The following is a 19,928-nucleotide window of genomic DNA, read 5'->3' as shown; positions in this document are numbered from 1 at the left end:
GCGTGTTGTAGTTATCTAAAACAGCGCCGCTATTTCTGATGAATGTCATGCAGAGCAACTGTTTTGCGGGCTCTACATTAATTGCTTTACCAATACATTTCTAATGATTTTTTGAGCGTAATGGATATGTTTTTCGGTATAACTCCCTCTATGTAAAGTTATCTTAATTAAGCTTAAAAAATCCCGCCTAAGCCCCGGCTGGCGCGGCTTTCGCCGATCCGGCCGGTTTGCCGCGCAGGGCTCCCAGAGAAATGACGCGCTGTGCGACACAAAAGACGAACAACAGCGCGCCGATGAAGATCCTGGTCCACCAGGAACTGAGGCTGCCATCGAAGGCAATGAGGGTCTGGATCACGCCAAGGATGAGTACGCCGGTCAGTGTTCCGGCCACGTAACCATAGCCGCCGGTGAGCAGGGTCCCGCCGATGACCACGGCCGCAATCGCATCGAGCTCCACACCTTGTGCATGCAGCCCGTATCCCGAGAGCATGTAGAAGGAAAACAGCAAGCCGGCCACCGATGCGCAGAAGCCGCTGAAGGCATACACCAGAACCTTGGTGCGTCCCACCGGCAAGCCCATCAGAAGAGCTGACTGCTCGCTGCCACCGATGGCATAGACGGCACGACCGAAGCGGGTGCCATGTGCCATCCAGATCGCCACGGCCAGCACCAGCAACGCGATGACCACGCTGGGAGAAATGAACAGACCGGCGAACTCGATCCGCGTCTGCGACAACGTGACGAACAACGGATCATCGATGGTGATGGAATTGATGCTGATGAGGTAGCACAGCCCGCGCGCCAGGAACATCCCGGCCAGCGTGACGATGAAGGCTTGCAGCCGGAAGTAATGGATCAGCGCCCCCATGGCCGCGCCAAAGCCGGCGCCCATGAGCAACACGGCAGCCATCACCAGCAGCGGCGGCCAGTGCCAGTTCTGCAGCAGGAAAGCCGCCACCATCGTGGTCAGTGCCAGCACCGAGCCGACCGAGAGATCGATGCCGCCGGAGAGGATGACGAAGGTCATGCCGATGGCCACCACCAAGAGGAAGGCATTGTCGATCAAGAGATTGAGCATCACCTGGGGCGACAGGAAACCATCATAGCCCATTGCCCCGACTACCAGCATGAGCACCAGCAACACCACCGTGACCATGGACGTGAACCACGGCGCGTGCGAAGCACGCCGCAAGAAAGAAACAGGCATCATGATTTGGACATCCTCAACATGCGGCGGAACTCCGGCGACTGCGACAGGCAGACCAGGAACACCACGATGGACTTGACCACCATATTGACTTCAGGCGGCACGCCCAGCGAATAGATCGTATAGGTCAGCGTCTGGATGATGAGCGCGCCGATGACGCTGCCCACCAGGCTGAACTTGCCCCCGGCCAGCGACGTGCCGCCCAGGGTGACGGCGAGGATCGCATCGAGCTCCAGCAACAGGCCGGCGTTGTTGGCGTCGGCACTCTTGATGTTGGAGGCGATCATCAGTCCGGCCAGCCCGGCACAGGCGCTGCAGAACATGTAGACAAAGAAGATCAGCGCAGCGGTACGGATACCGGCCAGGCGCGAGGCCACCGGATTGATGCCGACCGACTGGATGAACAGGCCCAGCGCAGTCTTCTTCATCAACAGCGCCAGCAGCAGGAACATGGCCGCGGCGATATAGAGCGAGAACGGCAGTCCGAACAGATAGCCGCCCCCCAGGAAGAAGAAGGGCTTGTAATACACCGTCACGATCTGACCATCCGTAAACAACTGCGCCAGCCCGCGTCCGGCCACCATCAGGATCAGCGTGGCGATGATGGGTTGCAGCCCGAGACCGGCCACCAGCAGGCCGTTCCATGCGCCACACAGCAGCGCCGCCGCCATCGCCGCGCACAGTGCCCACACCATCGGCACGTTGCTGACGTATTCCGGGACGCCATTGACCACCACCATCTTGCCGCCGATGAGAACGGCCGCGACCGCACCGGAGATGGCCACTACCGCCCCCACCGAGATATCGACGCCGCGCGTGGCGATGACCAGGGTCATGCCCAGCGCCGCCAGCATCAGCGGTGCGGCGCGGTTGATGATGTCGATGACCGCGCCATAGAGGTGGCCATCCTTGATCTCCAGCCGGAAGAAGCCGGGCACCATCAGAAAATCGATCAGCAGCAGCAAGGCCAGCGCCGCCAGCGGACGCATCAGCGGATGACGCAGCAGTACCGCGAAGACCGGCGCGCTGCCGGTGGCGGCGCTGTCGGGAATGAGTTTGGAATCCATGGATGCACTCATGCGGCCTCTCCCGCGATTACCTGCAAGACCGACTGCTCGTCGAGCTCGCCGCGCCGATACTGGCCGCAGGCACGGCGGTCGCGCAGCACCAGCATACGGTCGCTGCAGCGCAGGACCTCGGGGATTTCCGAGGAAATGAAAAGAATAGCCTTGCCCTTGCGACACATGGCGATGACGAAATCCATGATCTCCTGCTTGGCGCGCACGTCGATGCCGCGCGTGGGTTCATCCAGGATCAACATGCCCGGATCGGTGGCCAGCCAGCGCGCCAGCAAGGCTTTCTGCTGGTTGCCGCCGGAGAGCAGGCCGATGGGGGTTTCCAGGTCGGCGGTCTTGATGCCCAGCCACTTGACGTAATCTGATGCGATCTGGTTCTGGCGCTTGCGCGGCAGCACCCGGAACAGACCCTGGCTTGCCTGCAACGCCAGGATGATGTTCTCGCGCACGGACAATTCGAGGATCGCACCTTCCTTCTTGCGGTCTTCCGAACAAAAACCGATGCCCGCCGCAATCGCATCGCGCGGCACGTTGAACTTCACGCTGCGGCCCTCGACGCGCAGTTCTCCGCAATCGGCGCGGTCGGCACCGAACAGCAGGCGCGCCATCTCGGTCCGCCCTGAACCGAGCAGACCGCACAGACCGAACACTTCACCGCGCCGCAATTCCAGATCCTGCGGGGCCAGTACGCCGTGGCGGCCAAAGCCATCGGCCTGCAGAAAGACCTCGCCCTTGCCGGATTCATCGCCGGACAGTTCCGAGGCCAGGGCCTCGGCACCGGCGTCGACCTGACGATGATCGACCGCGCTCACGCCCACCATCTTGTTGACCAGCTCCAGTCGCGACAGGTCAGCAACCAGATACTCGCCCTCGCGCACGCCATTGCGCAGTACGGTGATGCGATCCGATATGTCATAAGTCTGGTCCAGGAAGTGCGTGACGAAGAGAATCGCCATGCCCTGTTCGCGCAGGCGGCGCAGCACCTTGAACAGTTGCTGGACCTCGGCATCATCAAGACTGGAAGTCGGTTCATCCAGGATCAATACCTTGGCCGAAACCGAGAGGGCGCGAGAGATTGCCACCATCTGCTGGATCGCCAGCGGATAGGACGACAATTGCGCGCCCACATCGATATCGATCTGCAACTGCTGCAGCAGCTGCCTGGATTGCGCATGTACGCTTTTCCAGTCGATGCGCCCGAAGCGGCGCGGATAGCGGCCCACGAAGATATTCTCCGCCACCGACAGGTTGGGACACAGGTTGACTTCCTGATAGACCGTGCTGATGCCCAGCGACTGCGCCTCCAGGGTGGAGGCCGGCGCAATGGCACGGCCATCCAGTTCAATCCTGCCTTGATCGGGTTCGTGCACGCCGGTGAGCACCTTGATCAGCGTGGACTTGCCTGCGCCATTCTGTCCCATCAGGGTATGGACTTCCCCCGGGAACAGCCGCAAGCCGACATCGGTGAGCGCCTTCACGCCCGCAAATGCCTTGTGGATACCGCTCAATTCCAGCATGGGACGCGCCTGCGTCCCGACAGACATCGTCATCGCAACTCCATCAGAACCATCGGAACCCCGATGCAGGGACGCTGCGCAAGCAGCGCCCGGCATCAGGCCAAACCAGCACGGCGCGCGCCCTGGAAGCTCCAGTGCGCGCGTCGGGCCGTCATGCCGCGATCAGTACTTGCGGTTGGGGAATTCCTTGGCGGCCACTTCGGCCGGGAAAACGCCTTCCACGGTGGTGATGCGCTTGGGGACTTCCTTGCCTGCCTTGATGTCCTTGGCCACCTGCATCAGTTGCGGGCCCAGCAGCGGGCTGCATTCCACGGTCACATTGAGCTTGCCGGCCATCATGGCTTCGAAGGCGCCCTTGACGCCATCGATGGAGATGATGGTGATGTCCTTGCCGGGCTTGAGACCTGCCTCTTCGATGGCCTGGATGGCGCCGATGGCCATGTCGTCGTTGTGGGCGAAGAGCACATTGATCTTCTTGCCCTCGGCCTTGAGGAAGGCTTCCATCACTTCCTTGCCCTTGGCGCGGGTGAAGTCGCCGGTCTGCGAACGGATGATCTTCAGGCGCGGTTCGCTCTTGATGACTTCTTCGAAGCCAGCCTTGCGATCGATGGCCGGGGCCGAACCCACGGTACCCTGCAATTCCACGATGTTGATATCACCGGCCGGCATGGACTTGGCCTTCTCCAGCAGCCAGCGGCCGGCGCGACGGCCTTCCTCCACGAAGTCCGAACCGATGAAGGTGACATAGAGCGACTTGTCGCTGACATTGACGGCGCGGTCGGTCAGGATCACCGGGATCTTGGCAGCCTTGGCCTCACGCAGCACGGTTTCCCAGCCCGATTCCACCACCGGGGAGAAGGCGATCACGTCGACCTTTTGCGCGATGAAGGAGCGGATCGCCTTGACCTGGTTTTCCTGCTTCTGCTGGGCGTCGGCGAATTTCAGGTTGACACCGGCCGCCTTGGCGGCCTCCTTGATCGAAACGGTATTGGCGGTGCGCCATTCACTTTCGGCACCCACCTGCGAGAAGCCCATGGTCAGTGGTTTGTCGGCGGCAAAGGCCGAGAAGCTCACGGCGCTGCTGCCCAGGCTCATGCAAATGGCTGCGCCCAGAAGCGCTCTTCTCTTCGAGTTCATTGTCAGTCTCCGTTGGCAGGGAATTGTGGACTTCCCTTTTTTCTATGCGTGGGGTGCGCTGCGCCGCAATGCGTTTGATTTGTAGGTATGAATTGGAAGCGGCGCGGTGCGGTTGGAATCGCGGACAGCCCTGATCGCCCTTGATTCGCGCTCAATATTAGGCAAGCGACCAATCCGTATCCAATGAATTTTTAATGTTTCTCGATATCGTTTCGCACATCGTTGGAAGCAACCGGTCTCTTCGTGAGGCGTACCGGGGCACGCAGCCCGGTCGTTTTGCTTGCCGGCATGCGGCGCGCATTTTTGATATCGTTTGCGATGTTTTTTTCATTATTCCCTATCGGAGTGCAGTGATAGGATCAGCCAGATTTTTTTTGAAGCGCACTGCATGAAGACCGGGCGCGAACCCACGTGAACCGACTCCCTCTTCCTGCCGACGACTTCAGACAGCCCCAAGAGGGACGACGCGTTGGACAACGCGTCCCTGTGCCGACGATGCACGCAGCACTCCATAACAAGATACGAGACACCATGCCATCCCGAGCAAGCGATGCCCAACCCGCAGGCGCCCAGGGGCTGCCGGAAATCCATACCCTGCAATCGGGGCGCCAGCGTCTGCACGTGCTGCCAGCGCTAGGCGGCGCACTGGCCGGCTGGGAATGGCAGCGTGAGCGCAAGTGGCTGCCGCTGCTGCGCCCTTGGAGTGCCGACCCGGCCAAACTGTACGCGACCGCGTGCTTCCCGCTGCTGCCCTGGTCCAATCGCATCACCGGCGGCGGCTTCGAGTTCAACGGCAAGCATTACCCGCTGGCACCCAACCGCGCCGGCGAACCCTATCCCATCCACGGCGACAGCTGGCGTCAGGCGTGGTCCATCGTGGCCCAGGCCGAGGACCGCATGACCCTGGAACTGGACTCGGATCGCTGTGACGGCAACCCTTATGTCTATCGTGCGCGCCAGGTGCTGACCCTGCGCGAGAATGCGCTGGAAATCGAACTGCGCGTGACCAACACCGGCGACGAGACCCTGCCCTACGGTCTGGGCCTGCATCCGTATTTCCTGCATGACGCACAAACCCGCCTGCAATTCCGCTCGCGCGGGGTGTGGCTGTCGGGACCGGATCGCATCCCGACGGCTTTCTCGCGTGAACTGCCGGCCGACTGGGACTACAACCGCGCCGCATCGCTGCAGGGCGGCCTGATCGACAATTGCTTCGAGGGCTGGGATGGCCTGGCCATGATCGAAGATCCCACGCGCGGCCTGCGCCTGCAGATGCACACCACGGATCGCAGCGGCTATGTGCTGATGTTCCGCCCCAATGGCCTGCCGTATTTCTGCCTGGAGCCGGTCACGCATCCCATCGATGCCTTCCACCTGCCCAAGCAACCCGGCCTGATCGCCCTGGCCCCGGGTGAGGACATGGTACTGCTGACCCGCTTCACGGTCTGCGAGATCGCCCAGGACCCGGTGCAGGGCACTCCCCGACAAACGAGCCTTGCGCGCTGACGCGCCCTCATGAAGATGAACCAGGAATTGAATCAAGACTGTGCCCTGATCGCCCTAGACTGGGGGACCTCCTCGCTGCGCTGCTATCGTTTCGATGGCAGCGGCCAGGTGGTCGAGCGCCGCGCCCATCCGTGGGGCATCATGAACCTGCCAGCCGTCGGCCATGGCGAAGATGCCCAGGCACCCTACCGCGCGGCGCTGGAAGCAGCCTGCGCAGACTGGCTCAAGGCGGCCCCCGCCGCTCCTCTGATTGCCGCCGGCATGGTCGGCAGCAAGCAGGGCTGGCGCGAAGCCGCCTACCTGAACGTACCGCTGGCCCCCGCGCTGATCGGCCGCCAGCTGACCGAAGTCGATACCGGTCTGGGTCGCCCTCTGTGGATCGTGCCGGGCCTGCTGGAACAGGGGACGCTACCCAACGTCATGCGCGGCGAAGAGACCCAGGTCATCGGTGCCCTGCAAACCCGCCAGGAGCGCGAACTGCTGATCGGCCTGCCCGGCACGCATTCCAAGTGGGTGCGCGTGCTTGAGGGACGCATCGCGCATTTCGACACCTTCATGACCGGCGAAGTCTATGGCGCCCTGTGTGCCCACACCATTCTCGGACGCACCATGCACAAGCCCGAGGTGGCCGACGACGAAGCCTTTCTGCGCGGTGCCGGTGTGGCAAAGAGCGAGCAGGGCCAGAGCGGCGTACTGTCCAACATCTTCAGCAGCCGTACCCTGGGCCTGACCGGCGCGCTGGCGGCCGAGGCGCAGCCGGACTACCTGTCAGGCCTGTTGATCGGCCACGAGATCGCCGCACTCAAGCGCCTGTATCCGTCCACCCCGGACATCGTCCTCATCGGCGACCCCGGCCTGTGCCGCCGCTACCAGCTGGCCCTGGACCTGTATGGACTGGGCCCGGCCAGCCAGGCCGACGCCGCCACCGAAACGGGCCTGTGGATACTGGCGCAGCACGCCGGTCTGCTGGCCTGATCGCCCCTCACTGCACAACGTACCCCGCATCACGAAAAAGACCATGACCACCCACTCCCAACGATTCCACGACGCCCTGCGCAGTACCGGCATGATCGCCATCCTGCGCGGTGTGCGCAATGAGGAAGCCCAAGCCATCGGCGCTGCCCTCTACGAGAGCGGCTTTCGCATCATCGAAGTCCCGCTCAATTCGCCCGCACCGCTGGCCAGCATCAGCATCCTGCGCAAGAGCCTGCCGGCCGACTGCATCGTCGGTGCCGGCACCGTCTTGAAACCGACCCAGGTGCAGGAGGTCAAGGATGCCGGGGGTGAGTTGATCGTCATGCCGCACAGCGATGGCGCCGTGATCCGTGCGGCGCGCGAGGCTGGCCTCTACAGCGCCCCGGGCGTGGCCACCGTGACCGAGGCCTTTGCGGCCTTGGACAATGGGGCCGATGTGCTCAAGATGTTCCCGGCTGAGCAGCTGGGCCCGCAGGTGGTCAAGGCCTGGCGTGCCGTGATCGCCCGCGACATCGCCCTGCTGCCCGTGGGTGGCATCACCCCCGAAGGCATGGCCGTGTTCCGCGCGGCGGGTGCCTCCGGCTTCGGCCTGGGTTCTGCGCTCTACACCCCGGGCCTGAGCGCCGATGCCGTGCGTTCGCGCGCGCAGGCCTTCGTGGCCGCCTGGCAGGCGCTGGGCTGATTTCGCTCACAAGACATACAAGACATACAAGACATACAGGACATACATCGTCGTCACCGATCGCATGGCGATCATTCATCTGCACAACAGATTAAACGCATAACCGGACAGAACAATGAAAATCACCACGATCTCCACCTTCATCGTGCCCCCGCGCTGGTGCTTCCTCAAGATCGAGACCGACGAAGGTATCGTCGGCTGGGGTGAGCCCATCGTGGAAGGCCGCGCGCACAGCGTGGCCGCTGCCGTGGACGAACTGGCCGACTACCTGGTCGGCAAGGACCCGCGCAACATCGAGGACCACTGGACCGTGCTCTATCGCGGCGGTTTCTATCGTGGCGGTGCCATCCACATGAGCGCCCTGGCCGGCATCGACCAGGCCCTGTGGGACATCAAGGGCAAGGCCCTGGGCGTACCGGTGCACCAGTTGCTCGGTGGCGCGGTGCGCAACTCGATTCGCGTGTATTCCTGGATCGGCGGCGACCGGCCGGCCGATACCGCTGCTGCGGCCAAGAACGCGGTGGCGCGCGGTTTCACCGCCGTGAAGATGAACGGCACCGAAGAACTGCAATTCATCGACAGCCACGACAAGATCGAACTGACCCTGGCCAATGTGCAAGCCGTGCGTGAAGCGGTGGGCCCGAACGTGGGCATCGGCGTGGACTTCCATGGCCGCGTGCACAAGCCCATGGCCAAGGTCCTGATCAAGGAACTGGAGCCGTACAAGCTGATGTTCATCGAAGAGCCGGTGCTGTCGGAGAACTCGGAAGCCCTGAAGGAAATCGCCCACCTGACCTCGACCCCGATCGCGCTGGGCGAGCGTCTGTATTCGCGCTGGGACTTCAAGCGCATCCTCTCCGAGGGTTACGTGGACATCATCCAGCCCGACGTCTCGCACGCCGGCGGCATCACCGAGACCCGCAAGATCGCCATGATGGCCGAAGCCTACGACGTGGCGCTGGCGCTGCACTGCCCGCTGGGCCCGATCGCACTGGCGTCCTGCCTGCAGGTCGATGCCGGCAGCTACAACGCCTTCATCCAGGAGCAGAGCCTGGGCATCCACTACAACGAAAGCAATGACCTGCTGGACTACATCCGCGACAAGAACGTGTTCGCGTATGAAGACGGCTACGTCAAGATCCCGCAAGGCCCGGGCCTGGGCATCGAGATCAATGAAGAATATGTCCGTCAGCGCGCCGAAGTCGGCCACCGCTGGCGCAACCCGATCTGGCGCCACAAGGATGGCAGCTTTGCCGAATGGTAAAGCGATAAGCCGAAACCTCCTCCTCGGTAGTCCCTCAACCCGGTCCGGCGCAAGCTGGCCGGGTTTTTTTGCGTACCTTGAGGCTGGAGGCAGCTTGTGTTCGACAAGAATACGGTGTGCCATTTCACCAGATTGAGGGGTTTCAGCAAACGCTGAAAGTGCCCTTTCCAGTGAAATCCGGCGCGGCACGCCCTACTGCGCTGCGGCGAGAGCCACCACATTCATCTGTGGAATCGATCAAGCCGATCTGAATAATCCATTTAACGAATGAATCAAAAACTGGCACAGTGACGCTCTTTGACTTTCGCCAGACCTCTCCATGCTTTCAGGCAGCTCATCCGCACCCGCTTGCGAACCACACCGCATCCGCCACGCCACCCGCGCCACCATGGCGCAGTTCTTCGTCAATGGTGCCACCTTCGCCACCTGGGGCATCCTGATTCCCTCGGTGAAGGATCGCTTCGCCCTGTCGGACGCGGTGTTGTCGCTGGCCATGCTGGCCGTGGCCGGGGGAGCCCTGCTGACCATGGGCCAGTCCGGCAAATGGATTGCGCGAGTGGGCAGCGCGCGCGCCTTGCGCCAGGCCGGCATCCTCTACGCGGCCACGCTGCTGCTGATTCCGCTGGCGCCGCAGTTCTGGATGCTGGTGGCGCTGCTGCTGGTGTTCGGCAGCGCCATGGCGGCTTTTGACGTCGCGATGTCGGTCCAGGCCGCGTTGGTGGAAGGTCGCCGCAGCCGGCCCATCATGTCCACCCTGCATGCCATGTTCAGCATCGGTGGTATCGCCGGTTCGGCCCTGGGCGCCCTGCCCGGCCTGTCGCCGCTGGCCCATGCCGGGCTGGTGGCAGTGGTGACGCTGTCGGTGGCCTTGTCCATCGGCCCCTTCGCCCTGCCTGACGATGCCCATGACGAAACGGCAGCCACGCCCGGCAGCGACAGGTCGGCCCGCCGCATGGTGCTGGTGCTGGGCATGATCTCCTTCCTGGCGCTCATGTGCGAGGGCGGCATGTATGACTGGGCTGCGGTATACATGCGCGACATCGCCCAGTCGCCCGCCGCCTGGGTCAGCTACAGCTACGCCGCGTTTTCTACCGGCATGGCCGCCGGGCGCCTGACGGGCGACCGCATCCGCGCCCGCATCGGCGGCCTGCGTACCTTGCTCTGGAGCGGCGTGGCGGGTGCTGCCGGCATCGCATTGGCGGCGACCTTGCCGACCCCGCTGGCGACCATGGCCGGGCTGCTGCTGGCCGGACTGGGGATTGCCAACCTGATGCCGATCTTCTTCCTGGCAGCGGCCCGCGTGCCGGGCATGCCCGCCGCCGAAAGCATCGCCGCCGTGGCACGCTTTGCCTACGTCGGCATGCTGCTGGGGCCGGTGTGCATCGGTGGCGTGGCCGAGCACCTGGGGCTGCGGGTGAGCTTCGTGGGGGTGGCGCTGGTAATGATGGTGGTGGCACTGTTCGGGCCTCGGGCGGTCAAACGCTTCATCTGACGCCCACAGGGGCGACGGAAACCGGCTACGGTGGCGCCCCCACCTGAAGCTGTCTTCATATCGCCCTGAAACCACCCAAGCGCAGGACATCGCGTGCTGATGGTAGTGCCGCGTTGTCATGCGGCCTTGTTCGAGGACGCGGGCCGGTCATCCAACATGCCGCGCCGAGCGGGGCGCAATCCTGCCGGGCCGCTGATTCAGCTTTTTTCCCGGGCCTGCGCCTGCTCCATCAACAAGGCCAGAAACGCCGCCGGTGCCGCATCGAGCACCAGCACGCCATTGCGGGCCGCCGCTTTGTGCGTAACCACCAGTTCCCAGCACAACTCCACCCCGCGCAGCTTGATGCAAGCCAGCTTGCCCCGCCGCGAGCGCACCAGGTCGCGCGGCAACAGCGCCACGCCCAGCCCATGCCCGACCAGATCCAGCAAGGTCACCAGGTCACTCACCTCAAAGGCCACACGACGCCGCAGGCCCGCTTCGGCAAAACCGCGATCGACCAGCGCACGCGTGCCCAACCCGGTTTCAAAATCGACGAAACCCTCGCCGGCCAGTTGTTCCAGCGTCACCGAACGCGCCTTGCCCAGGCGATGGCCGGGGTGGCAGGCCAGCACCAGTTCGTCGCAGGCGATGATGTGTTGCTGCAAACCCTCCCCGCTTTCCTCGATGGGCAGGATGGCCAGGTCCAGCTGGCGGGCATCGATCTTCTCGTTCAGTTCGCCCGCCGCCCCCTGGCACAGCCGCACCTCCACCGCCGGATGGCGACGGTGAAAACGTGCCAGCAGCGCCGGCAGATCAACAAAGGAGGGCAGGCTCTGTACCGTGCCGATGCAAAGCCGGCCGCGCCGCATGGCATTGACGTCGGCCACGTCGGTAGCCCCCTGCTCCAGGGCCGCCAGCGAACGGCGCGCGCTCTCCAGGAAGGCTTCGCCAGCCGCCGTCAGCTCCACCCGGCGCGTGGTGCGCACGAACAATGCGGCCGCCAGTTCTTCTTCCAGCAGGCGGATCGAGGACGACAGCGCCGATTGCACGACATGGCAGCGCGTGGCCGCCCGGGTAAAACTTTTTTCTTCTGCCAGCGCGATGAATTGGCGCAGTTGCCTCAGTTCCATGGAGTCCGTTGTGGTCGGTGATGCTGTGGGATTGATCAATGCAGTGAATGAATCATGCCGTTTGCATCGATTCTACTGACAAGTCTGCGCCAGCACCGCTGTCTGAAAAATTCTGCATCCTTCCTCGAAAAATCGCCAGGAACACGGAGCGATGCGGCAGCCGCCTGCCAGCCCGGCTAAAATAGTCGCCCGAACGACCGCTGCGCACCGCGCGGCACCCACCGAACAGACAAGCATGAGAAAAGTGAAGCTGCGCACCGCCGCAGAAATCGCCCAGGCCCGCGTGGCCGGGCAACTGGCGGCCGAAGTGCTGCACATCGTGGCCGAGCACGTCAAGGCCGGGGTCACCACCGACGAGCTGGACCGCATCTGCCATGACCACATCGTCAAGGTGCAACAGGCCACCCCCGCCAACATCGGCTACCACGGCTTCCCCAAGACCATCTGCAGTTCCGTCAACGACGTGATCTGCCATGGCATCCCGGGTGGCCAGGTGCTCAAGGATGGCGACATCATCAACATCGACGTGGCCGTCATCAAGGATGGCTGGTACGGCGACTGCAGCCGCATGTACTTGGTCGGCTCCCCCAACGCCACCGCGCGCAAGCTGGTCAACACCACCTATGAGGCCATGTGCGCGGGCATCCGCGCGGTGCGCCCGGGCGCGACCCTGGGCGATATCGGCCACGCCATCCAGACCGTGGCGCAGCGCGACGGCTTCTCGGTAGTGCGCGAATACTGCGGCCACGGCATCGGCACCATCTATCACGATGAACCACAAGTGCTGCACTACGGCCAGCGCAACAGCGGACTGCCACTCAAGGAAGGCATGATCTTCACCATCGAACCGATGTTGAACGCCGGCAAGCGCCATACCCGCCAGCTCGACGACGGCTGGACCGTCCTGACCGCCGACGGCTCGCTGTCGGCCCAGTGGGAACACATGGTGGTGGTCACCGCCAAGGGCTATGAAATCCTCACGCCCTGGCCGGAAGGCTGCGGCGACTATCCTTCCATCGCCACCCGCAACTGATGCAATGCCGGCCCGACGCGCATTTGTCGGGCCGGAAAAAATATTTTCAGATTACTGCATCCAGATCGGCTCCTCGCGGGTAGTACCTCATGTCAGCCCCGTTGTCGCGCATGCGGCGGCGGGCTGCACGAGACAACATCCCTTTCAAGAAACAAGGAGCCCATCATGCAAACTGCCGTCCTGTCTTCCCGTTCCCTCCGTATCGCCCTGCCCCTGGCTGCTGCCGTGGCGCTGGCGGCCTGCGCGCCCATGTCGACCATGTATTCGCAGGACGGCCTGCCGGAGGCCGTCAAGGTTCCGGCCGGCAACAAGGTCGTGCTGCAGACCGTGGGCGTGGGCGAGATCCTCTACGAGTGCCGCGCCAAGAAGGACATGCCCGGCCAGTTCGAGTGGAGCTTCGTCGGCCCGGATGCCGTGCTCAAGGATCGCAGCGGCATGCAGGTCGGACGTTACTATGGCCCGCCGGCCACCTGGGAGAGCAGCGACGGTTCCAAGGTGACGGGCGCCCAGGTGGCGGTCGCACCGGCCGGCACCGGCAATATCCCGCATCAGCTGGTCAAGGCCAATCCGGCCACCGGCATGGGCGCCATGACGCAGACGACCTATATCCAGCGCGTCGCCACCAAGGGCGGCGTGGCCCCGGCTGCTCGCTGCAACATGGGTTCGGCGGGTGCCAAGCAGAAGGTGGGCTACCAGGCCGACTATATTTTCTGGAAGGCATCCTGATGCGGGCTCATCCCTGGCTATAATCCAAGGCCTGTTTACCCCGGCCGGAGGTTCCGGCCGGGCAACCATCGCCCGGAGCCTGCTTTCGCGTGACTGACGTCCCCGCCTCGTTCGATCATGAAGCCGCCCTGCTCGCCTGCGCGCACGGCGAGCGTCGTGCATTGCGGGCGCTCTACGAGCACGAGGGGCGCACTCTGCTGGGAGTGGCCTTGCGCATCGTGCGTGATCGCGCACTGGCCGAGGACGTCCTGCATGACGCCTTCCTCAACCTCTGGAACCGCGCCGCCAGCTTCGACCCGGCGCGCGGTGCGGCACGCGGGTGGATCTATACGGTGGTGCGCCATACCGCCCTCAATCGCATCCGCGCCATGCAGCACGAAGTCGCCGTCGGTGACGACCTGGAAGAACTGGCTGAGCGCGCCGAGCCCGCCGTTGAAGCGCCCGAGTGGCAAGCCGACCTCGGTCGGCTCGACGAGTGCCTGGGCCAGTTGAGCGATGCCAAGCGCGCCAGCATCGTCTACGCCTATGTCGATGGCTGTACCCACGCTGAAATCGCCGAACGTCTCCAGGCCCCGCTGGGATCGGTGAAGGCATGGATCAAGCGTGGCCTGGCCGCGCTGCGGGAGTGTATCGGATGAACGCATCACACGAAGATCTGCAATGGCTGGCCGCCCAGTACGTGCTGGGTACGCTGCCCTACGCGCAGCGCCAGGAGGTGGAGCGGCGCTTGCCCACGGACCCTGCCCTGCGCGCCGCCGTCGACGACTGGGAAGCGAAGCTGCACCCCCTGACCGCGCTGGCAGAGCCGGTACAGCCGTCGACCAGCCTGTGGCAGCGCATCGAGCGCAGCCTGCCCGCACCGGCAGCCGTGCGTCAGCGCGGTGGCTGGCGCGCTTGGTGGGAGAGCGTGCAATTCTGGCGCTGGAGTACGGCCACGGCGCTGGCCTGCTCGGTCCTGCTGGCCGTCATCATGTTGCGTGCCGGGCCGCCCACCGGAGCACCGGCTTACATGGTGGTGCTGGTCGCACCCCAGGACAAGGCGCCTGGCTGGGTGGTACAGACCGGCGGCAGCGGACGTCTCAATCTGATCCCGCTGGGCGTGGCCACGGTGCCGCAGGAGAAGGCGCTGCAATTCTGGACCAAGGGCAGCAACTGGAACGGACCGGTCTCGCTGGGCCTCGTCAAGCCGGGCAAGACCCAGGAAGTGGCCCTGGACAAGCTGCCGCCACTGCAGCCGGACCAGCTCTTCGAGATCACGCTGGAGCCCGGAACCGGCTCCCCCACAGGCCGTCCGACTGGCCCCATTCTCTACATCGGGCGCGCGGTCAAGGTCACATCCTGAGTTCTCCCCGATAGCGCATGAGATGAGCCATCCCTCGCCAACGCGAGGACTGGCGAGATTCGTGGATAGCGCACATCACTTGCGATGGGGGTGTCTACCGCACGCTGGGAAATGGCCGCAAAACACGAGGCAAAACAAGCGGCCACGAAAAAAAACCGGATAAGGAAGCAGCGTTTTAAATTAAGCTTGCGCGACATAATTACTTTCTGAGCAATGAATCGCCAAGTCTTCCGACGCGTTTCCTCCTGGAAAATCCTTCTCTGGGCCTGCAGCTGCATGCTTGGGGGAGTCATTCTGGCGCAGCTCGCGCTGACCGTCTCGGAGATTGTCCACATCGACGCCTCGTCGATGCAGGCCTTGCAGCGTGCGGAAGACGCCGGGCGGGCCACTGCCGATGCACTGCGCCGGGCCGAGGCCAGTCCGTTCGAAGCCTGTTCCGAGGGTGATCTCACCATGCTGCGCAACATCGCCTATGCCAACAGTTATGTGGCCGACCTGGGTCGCATCGAGCAGGGGGTGGTGCGCTGTACGGCCTTGTGGGGCAAGCTGGCGCAGCCGACCCGGCTGCCCGCACCGCACTATCGCGCGCGCGGCGGCTTCGACGTATGGAGCCGCCAGGAAGTCTTGCAGACGCACTACCAGAGCAATCTGGTCGCCCTCAATCACAGCCTGGCCATCGCCTCGCCCTCGACCTTCGAGCTCAACCGTTTTTATCAGGATGTGTCACTGCGCATCACCAACGGCGATGGCACGCACACCTATGCCGAACGCGCTGGTCTGCGCTACAACCCAGCCGGAGCGATGGATCTGCTGCCTCATATCGACATTACCGAGTGCAGTCGCGACATGGCCCTGTGCGCCCATGCCACGGCGCGCCTGCACTGGTTTGCGCTGGCGCATCCCTTGAGCTTCCTGGCGTTGCTGGCTGGCGGTTTCCTGCTGGGGGCGCTGGCCTGCCTGATGTATCTGCGCCTGCGCCGCAACCAGGGTGTGCTGGAGAAACTGCGCGAGGGCATTGCTCGTGACGAGATCGTGCTGCTGTACCAGCCCATCGTCTGCGTGCGGGATCTGAGCCTGACGGGTTACGAAGCACTGGCGCGCTGGAGACCCGCGGGCGAGCCCGAGATCGGTCCGGACATCTTTGTGCCGCTGGCCGCGCAGAACCGGCTCAGTGCGGCGCTGGCCAAGGTGGTGCTGGCGCGTGCGGTGCGCGAGATGCACGACCTGCTGCAGGCCGATCCGGCGCTGATGCTGGCTATCAATACCGAGGTCGCCGACATCGAGGATGCGGATTTCATCGAGTTCGCCCTGGAACTGACGGCGGCCACGCCGGGGCTACGTTCGCAATTGCACCTGGAAGTCACCGAGCGCGCCGACATCCGTTCGGCCACCTTCACGCAGAACATCGAACTGTTGCGCAAGGCCGGCTTTGCGATCTGGATCGATGACTTCGGCACCGGCAGCGCCAATCTCTCGCACCTGTCGTATGCGCAGTTCGACGGCATCAAGATTGACCGGCTCTTCACCAGCGCCCTTAGCACGGGATCGCCGCTGCGCTCGGTGGTCCCCAACCTGCTGCGCCTGGCCACCGAGCTGGAGCTGAAGGTGGTCATCGAGGGCATTGAAACGGAAGAACAGTTGCAGCTCGTGCGCAGCATCGCACCGCAGATTCATGCGCAGGGATGGCTGTTCAGCAAGGCGATGGAATTGAACGAGGTGATGCGGCAGAGGCGGCCTTATACGCTGGAGCAGTTTGGGTTGGCGGCGTGAACTCACGCCCCACGCGCGCCTTGCGACGTCGAGAACCAGGGGCACGCAGCCCCTCCCCCGGCCACCCGGCGTTCATTCAAACGTGAGCTCCCGGAACGTACAAAAGTGTCGCGCTTCAGCTTGGCCAGCAAAGTTCGACGAAGGCCTGCCTGTCACTGACATTCGCATTTCCCGTACGCGCCTTGAGTGCTTGCCCCAACGGCATGAGCAGCTTGTCCAGCGCGGCGTGCGTCACCTGGTTGGTGTCGCAGATCGCGTTGACATGTTTAACGAACAGCCGGTAGCAGGAGGCGTCATTGTCGCCAGTTCCGGTCTGCCTCCAGCGGCCGCTCCCCGTGAAAAGAAACTTCCTGCATTTTTCCTCTTCGGTTGCATCCAGCGAGCCTAACGCCCAAATCGCGCGCATCGCATGTTGATCATAAATCGGCGCATCAGGATCCCGAAGATACCTGGCGAAGGCAGAGAAAACGACGCCGCCGTCGGATGAGACTTCCCGGTCGAGATCATTGAAATTTTCCACGAATATTTTGTAGGTATTCCACTTGCCCATTTTCCAAAGCAGCGCTTCTGCCAGGTTCTGTGGGGTATCACCGATGTCACCGGAAAACTCAGCAGTGTTCGCGGGAAGCGCCGGGAACTTGTGTGCGTCATACGCCTTGTGACCGAGGGCCTGGAGCTGACCAATCGCATCGTTTATACGACGTGAATCAAGCGTGTTCTGTTTGATCGCCTGTTGAAGACTGGAAATCAGCTCTCTCATTGTTCTCTTTCCTTGATGTGGTTGACCCGAAAATGTATGCAGCGAAGGGATCGGCATCGGCATTTCTTGCTCGTCCCCTGACCAGCCTTGCCAGTGTCCCTCATCCATGAGACATTTTATGTCTCATTCGATTTCCTTGCTTTCTCATGTCCCCCCTCGACTCCCCCATTCTTGCCCTCCTGCCAACCAGGAAATCGACTGATCCCTGGATGACCACGCCTGAAGTCGCGGATGCACTCAGACGCAGTGGCCTGAGCGTTCAGCACAACAAGACCGTTCAACGCCGCCTGGAGGCGTTTCGCGATGAGGGTGTGGTGATCAGCGACAAGATCGGCAATGCGCTGGCGTGGCAGAAAAAGGAAGGAGCCAGCGGCGTGGCCGCCAAAGCGGGCGGCATGATGACCTTTGACGAGGCCCTTGCATTGCAGGCGCTCAAACGCTTTGCCAGTCGCCAGATCCCGGCGCTAGTGGCCAATTCCCTGGCGGGACTGTTCGATGTCGCCCAAGAGCGGCTGAAACAGGGGATGGGATCGAATACCCGGCGACATGCCAGCTGGAACAAGAAAGTGGCCATCGTCGATAGCGGCTTTCAGTTACTGGCTCCGGTGATACCGGAATCCATCTTCTTGTCCGTCTCCGAAGCGCTGTTTTCCGAGCAGCTTCTGGAGATCGTCTATCACGCCCGGTCCAGTCCGGACAAAACGCCGGAGGCCCGTTTGGTCATGCCGCTGGGCCTGGTCGAAATGGCCTCGTTCGTCTATCTGGTGGCCAAACGGACCTCCAAGCCCGATCCGGCCATGTACCGGCTCGACCGCATGAAGAGCGCACAGGTCTGTCCGGATCCGTTCTCCTATCCCCGCGACTTCTCCCTGGAGAAATACATCGCGCAAGAGAGGCAATTCGATTTCCTTCCGAAAGGAGATATCAAACTGGCCGTTCGCTTTGCCAAAGGCCGCAACCACGCCGTTCTGGAAGCTCCCATCTCAGGCGACCAGACCGTGGAAACACATCCGGATGGCAGTATCACCGTTCGGGCGACGGTCATTCTCAGCGAAAGACTGCGCTGGTGGCTGCGCTCCTTCGGCCCCCATGCCGAAATACTGGAACCCCGGAGCCTGCGCAAGGAATTCTCTGCAGAGGCCAAGGCCAGCGCGCGACTCTATGAAAAAGACCACTAGCGCTGTTCAACGCTCTGAAGGTCCTCAACGCCCTTGCCACTCTCAAGCGCTAGGATCTCTCCTGGGAAAAGCTGTCCAGCTCGCGCAGCACATCTATCGCCGAACCGGCAATTCCCGTTCCGATGTGCGGGGCAATGGCTGCTTCGCGTGCATTGATACGGATCACGCGCGGACCGTATCGTTCGCCGAAGCGTCGCACGGTCGGAAGTGCGGAGCCCGCTCCGATTTCGATGACCACAAGGTGCCGTGTGGCAGCGATCCATTGCTCCAGGCGCCATCGCTGCTGCACTGCCGACGTATGATGCCAGTCTACGTCGTCAAACATGAGGATATGTGGCCGCGCCAGGCCTGCACAGTGAGGACAGGTTGGCAGGTCCCCTTGCAGTAGACAGCTCACCTCGTCAACGTCCGGTTCAAAGCCCTCTGCAGACCAGACTGCGCCAGAGCAGGCGTTCACACATTGCATGGCGTGAATCGATCCGTGACATTCAACAATGCGCTGATCGGAAAAACCAGCCTTTCCGAAATGACCATCTACATTGCTGGTGAAGACGAAGGCGCCAGATGGCATCCTGTCGGCCCACTGTCTCAACAGGGTAAAACCGTGATGCGGCACGATTGCGCGATAGAGCGCCAGCCGGTGTCCATAAAAGCCCCATGCGAGCCGAGGATCGGACAAGAATGCCTGCGGGTTGGCGATGTCTTCAAAGGAGAGGCCGGCCCGGCCCAGCGCCGGGTACGCAGCCCAGAACCCTTCCTCTCCCCGGAAGTCCGGCAACCCCGAATCGACGCCCATACCAGCCCCGGCCGTGATCAGAAGCCCGTCTGCCTCCTTTATCCAACCTGCAGCCCTCTGCAATTGTTCAAAACGTGGTGTCATCGAGGATATGCTTTCACTTCCCGATCGCGCTATGGGTCAGCCCGCTCTTCACCAGCAAGCCCGATCAGGCCAACATTATTGTAAATACCTGTGTGAATCGCGTTCCAAGACAAATGAGAGGTAGAGCACATCACGCTGACGTTTCCTTGCGATCGCATCAATGTGTTCAATCAATACCGGCATCTTCTGGCTCCTTTTACGGTTCATGTCCCGGTCCCTGGCAATCGGATTGCAAAAGGCCTCCTTGTTGCTGAAGGAATGAATGATCGCACCG

Annotated in this window: 18 protein-coding genes; 11 read left to right on the top strand and 7 right to left on the bottom strand. The window is 62.8% G+C overall.

What is annotated here, in order from left to right:
• Nucleotides 1-187: 187 nt before the first annotated feature.
• From yjfF to GWL_RS01875, 4 genes are all read right to left on the bottom strand, one after another.
• Nucleotides 188-1,210: a galactofuranose ABC transporter, permease protein YjfF gene (gene yjfF, locus GWL_RS01890; protein ID WP_008326078.1), complete on the bottom strand. Its 1,023-nt coding sequence runs from the start codon at nt 1,208-1,210 to the stop codon at nt 188-190.
• Nucleotides 1,207-2,286: an ABC transporter permease gene (locus GWL_RS01885; RefSeq protein ID WP_034349819.1), complete on the bottom strand. Its 1,080-nt coding sequence runs from the start codon at nt 2,284-2,286 to the stop codon at nt 1,207-1,209. The genes yjfF and GWL_RS01885 overlap by 4 nt, the downstream gene beginning before the upstream one ends.
• Nucleotides 2,283-3,833, bottom strand: a complete 1,551-nt coding sequence (locus GWL_RS01880) for a sugar ABC transporter ATP-binding protein (protein WP_034349817.1) — start codon at nt 3,831-3,833, stop codon at nt 2,283-2,285. Before GWL_RS01880 ends, GWL_RS01885 begins: the two co-directional genes overlap by 4 nt.
• Nucleotides 3,834-3,962: 129 nt before the next feature.
• Nucleotides 3,963-4,937 carry an ABC transporter substrate-binding protein gene (locus GWL_RS01875; protein WP_008326073.1) on the bottom strand — a complete coding sequence of 325 codons (975 nt, stop codon included), beginning with the start codon at nt 4,935-4,937 and terminating at the stop codon, nt 3,963-3,965.
• Nucleotides 4,938-5,468: 531 nt separating this feature from the next.
• Between GWL_RS01875 and GWL_RS01870 the strand changes: the two genes are divergently transcribed.
• The 5 genes from GWL_RS01870 to GWL_RS01850 all read left to right on the top strand — a co-directional run bounded on the left by GWL_RS01870 (nt 5,469) and on the right by GWL_RS01850 (nt 10,856).
• On the top strand, nt 5,469-6,443 hold the full coding sequence (locus GWL_RS01870) for an aldose 1-epimerase (RefSeq protein WP_008326071.1): 975 nt from the start codon (nt 5,469-5,471) through the stop codon (nt 6,441-6,443).
• Nucleotides 6,444-6,458: 15 nt separating this feature from the next.
• Entirely contained in the window at nt 6,459-7,418 is a 960-nt protein-coding gene (locus GWL_RS01865) for a 2-dehydro-3-deoxygalactonokinase (RefSeq protein WP_034349909.1), read from the top strand.
• A gap of 43 nt (nt 7,419-7,461) precedes the next feature.
• Nucleotides 7,462-8,100, top strand: coding sequence for a 2-dehydro-3-deoxy-6-phosphogalactonate aldolase (locus GWL_RS01860; RefSeq protein ID WP_008326066.1), 639 nt, complete (start codon nt 7,462-7,464; stop codon nt 8,098-8,100).
• A 115-nt stretch (nt 8,101-8,215) separates the two neighbouring features.
• Nucleotides 8,216-9,364 (top strand): galactonate dehydratase, encoded by a 1,149-nt coding sequence (dgoD, locus tag GWL_RS01855; RefSeq protein ID WP_008326065.1) that lies wholly within the window; start codon nt 8,216-8,218, stop codon nt 9,362-9,364.
• A gap of 319 nt (nt 9,365-9,683) precedes the next feature.
• Nucleotides 9,684-10,856 carry an MFS transporter gene (locus tag GWL_RS01850; protein WP_008326063.1) on the top strand — a complete coding sequence of 391 codons (1,173 nt, stop codon included), beginning with the start codon at nt 9,684-9,686 and terminating at the stop codon, nt 10,854-10,856.
• Between the two features lie 197 nt (nt 10,857-11,053).
• Here GWL_RS01850 and GWL_RS01845 read toward each other — a convergent pair whose 3' ends face one another.
• Complete coding sequence (locus tag GWL_RS01845; RefSeq protein WP_008326061.1) at nt 11,054-11,965, bottom strand: LysR substrate-binding domain-containing protein; 912 nt, start codon at nt 11,963-11,965, stop codon at nt 11,054-11,056.
• Between the two features lie 235 nt (nt 11,966-12,200).
• Between GWL_RS01845 and map the strand changes: the two genes are divergently transcribed.
• The 5 genes from map to GWL_RS01820 all read left to right on the top strand — a co-directional run bounded on the left by map (nt 12,201) and on the right by GWL_RS01820 (nt 16,836).
• A complete protein-coding gene (gene map / locus GWL_RS01840; RefSeq protein ID WP_034349815.1) occupies nt 12,201-12,998 on the top strand; it encodes a type I methionyl aminopeptidase in 798 nt (265 codons plus the stop codon).
• Nucleotides 12,999-13,163: 165 nt separating this feature from the next.
• Entirely contained in the window at nt 13,164-13,724 is a 561-nt protein-coding gene (locus tag GWL_RS01835; protein WP_008326058.1) for a DUF3455 domain-containing protein, read from the top strand.
• A gap of 89 nt (nt 13,725-13,813) precedes the next feature.
• Complete coding sequence (locus GWL_RS01830; RefSeq protein WP_008326057.1) at nt 13,814-14,362, top strand: sigma-70 family RNA polymerase sigma factor; 549 nt, start codon at nt 13,814-13,816, stop codon at nt 14,360-14,362.
• Nucleotides 14,359-15,066, top strand: a complete 708-nt coding sequence (locus GWL_RS01825) for an anti-sigma factor domain-containing protein (RefSeq protein ID WP_008326055.1) — start codon at nt 14,359-14,361, stop codon at nt 15,064-15,066. Before GWL_RS01830 ends, GWL_RS01825 begins: the two co-directional genes overlap by 4 nt.
• 276 nt (nt 15,067-15,342) lie before the next feature.
• Nucleotides 15,343-16,836, top strand: coding sequence for an EAL domain-containing protein (locus GWL_RS01820; protein WP_008326053.1), 1,494 nt, complete (start codon nt 15,343-15,345; stop codon nt 16,834-16,836).
• A gap of 115 nt (nt 16,837-16,951) precedes the next feature.
• On the opposite strand, the gene GWL_RS01815 is transcribed toward GWL_RS01820, so the two are convergent.
• The gene (locus GWL_RS01815; RefSeq protein ID WP_192811548.1) at nt 16,952-17,704 is read right to left on the bottom strand and encodes a hypothetical protein; all 753 of its coding nucleotides are present in this window, start codon (nt 17,702-17,704) and stop codon (nt 16,952-16,954) included.
• Between the two features lie 101 nt (nt 17,705-17,805).
• Here GWL_RS01815 and GWL_RS01810 point away from each other — a divergent pair, with 101 nt between their 5' ends.
• On the top strand, nt 17,806-18,774 hold the full coding sequence (locus GWL_RS01810; protein WP_008326049.1) for a YafY family protein: 969 nt from the start codon (nt 17,806-17,808) through the stop codon (nt 18,772-18,774).
• A gap of 49 nt (nt 18,775-18,823) precedes the next feature.
• Here GWL_RS01810 and GWL_RS01805 read toward each other — a convergent pair whose 3' ends face one another.
• The gene (locus GWL_RS01805) at nt 18,824-19,654 is read right to left on the bottom strand and encodes a Sir2 family NAD-dependent protein deacetylase (protein WP_034349810.1); all 831 of its coding nucleotides are present in this window, start codon (nt 19,652-19,654) and stop codon (nt 18,824-18,826) included.
• Nucleotides 19,655-19,928: the final 274 nt, after the last annotated feature.

Origin of the sequence: Herbaspirillum sp. GW103, assembly GCF_000261365.1 — a bacterium.
GTDB lineage: Bacteria > Pseudomonadota > Gammaproteobacteria > Burkholderiales > Burkholderiaceae_D > Herbaspirillum.
The sequence above is the reverse complement of the archived record's forward strand: the minus strand, read 5'-3'. Positions and strand labels throughout refer to the sequence as shown.

Coding starts and splice junctions, on each gene's coding strand:
- yjfF (WP_008326078.1), bottom strand. CDS start 1,210: ATGATGCCTGTTTCTTTCTTGCGGCGTGCTTCGCACGCGCCGTGGTTC.
- GWL_RS01885 (WP_034349819.1), bottom strand. CDS start 2,286: ATGAGTGCATCCATGGATTCCAAACTCATTCCCGACAGCGCCGCCACC.
- GWL_RS01880 (WP_034349817.1), bottom strand. CDS start 3,833: ATGACGATGTCTGTCGGGACGCAGGCGCGTCCCATGCTGGAATTGAGC.
- GWL_RS01875 (WP_008326073.1), bottom strand. CDS start 4,937: ATGAACTCGAAGAGAAGAGCGCTTCTGGGCGCAGCCATTTGCATGAGC.
- GWL_RS01870 (WP_008326071.1), top strand. CDS start 5,469: ATGCCATCCCGAGCAAGCGATGCCCAACCCGCAGGCGCCCAGGGGCTG.
- GWL_RS01865 (WP_034349909.1), top strand. CDS start 6,459: ATGAACCAGGAATTGAATCAAGACTGTGCCCTGATCGCCCTAGACTGG.
- GWL_RS01860 (WP_008326066.1), top strand. CDS start 7,462: ATGACCACCCACTCCCAACGATTCCACGACGCCCTGCGCAGTACCGGC.
- dgoD (WP_008326065.1), top strand. CDS start 8,216: ATGAAAATCACCACGATCTCCACCTTCATCGTGCCCCCGCGCTGGTGC.
- GWL_RS01850 (WP_008326063.1), top strand. CDS start 9,684: ATGCTTTCAGGCAGCTCATCCGCACCCGCTTGCGAACCACACCGCATC.
- GWL_RS01845 (WP_008326061.1), bottom strand. CDS start 11,965: ATGGAACTGAGGCAACTGCGCCAATTCATCGCGCTGGCAGAAGAAAAA.
- map (WP_034349815.1), top strand. CDS start 12,201: ATGAGAAAAGTGAAGCTGCGCACCGCCGCAGAAATCGCCCAGGCCCGC.
- GWL_RS01835 (WP_008326058.1), top strand. CDS start 13,164: ATGCAAACTGCCGTCCTGTCTTCCCGTTCCCTCCGTATCGCCCTGCCC.
- GWL_RS01825 (WP_008326055.1), top strand. CDS start 14,359: ATGAACGCATCACACGAAGATCTGCAATGGCTGGCCGCCCAGTACGTG.
- GWL_RS01820 (WP_008326053.1), top strand. CDS start 15,343: ATGCTTGGGGGAGTCATTCTGGCGCAGCTCGCGCTGACCGTCTCGGAG.
- GWL_RS01815 (WP_192811548.1), bottom strand. CDS start 17,704: ATGGATGAGGGACACTGGCAAGGCTGGTCAGGGGACGAGCAAGAAATG.
- GWL_RS01810 (WP_008326049.1), top strand. CDS start 17,806: ATGACCACGCCTGAAGTCGCGGATGCACTCAGACGCAGTGGCCTGAGC.
- GWL_RS01805 (WP_034349810.1), bottom strand. CDS start 19,654: ATGACACCACGTTTTGAACAATTGCAGAGGGCTGCAGGTTGGATAAAG.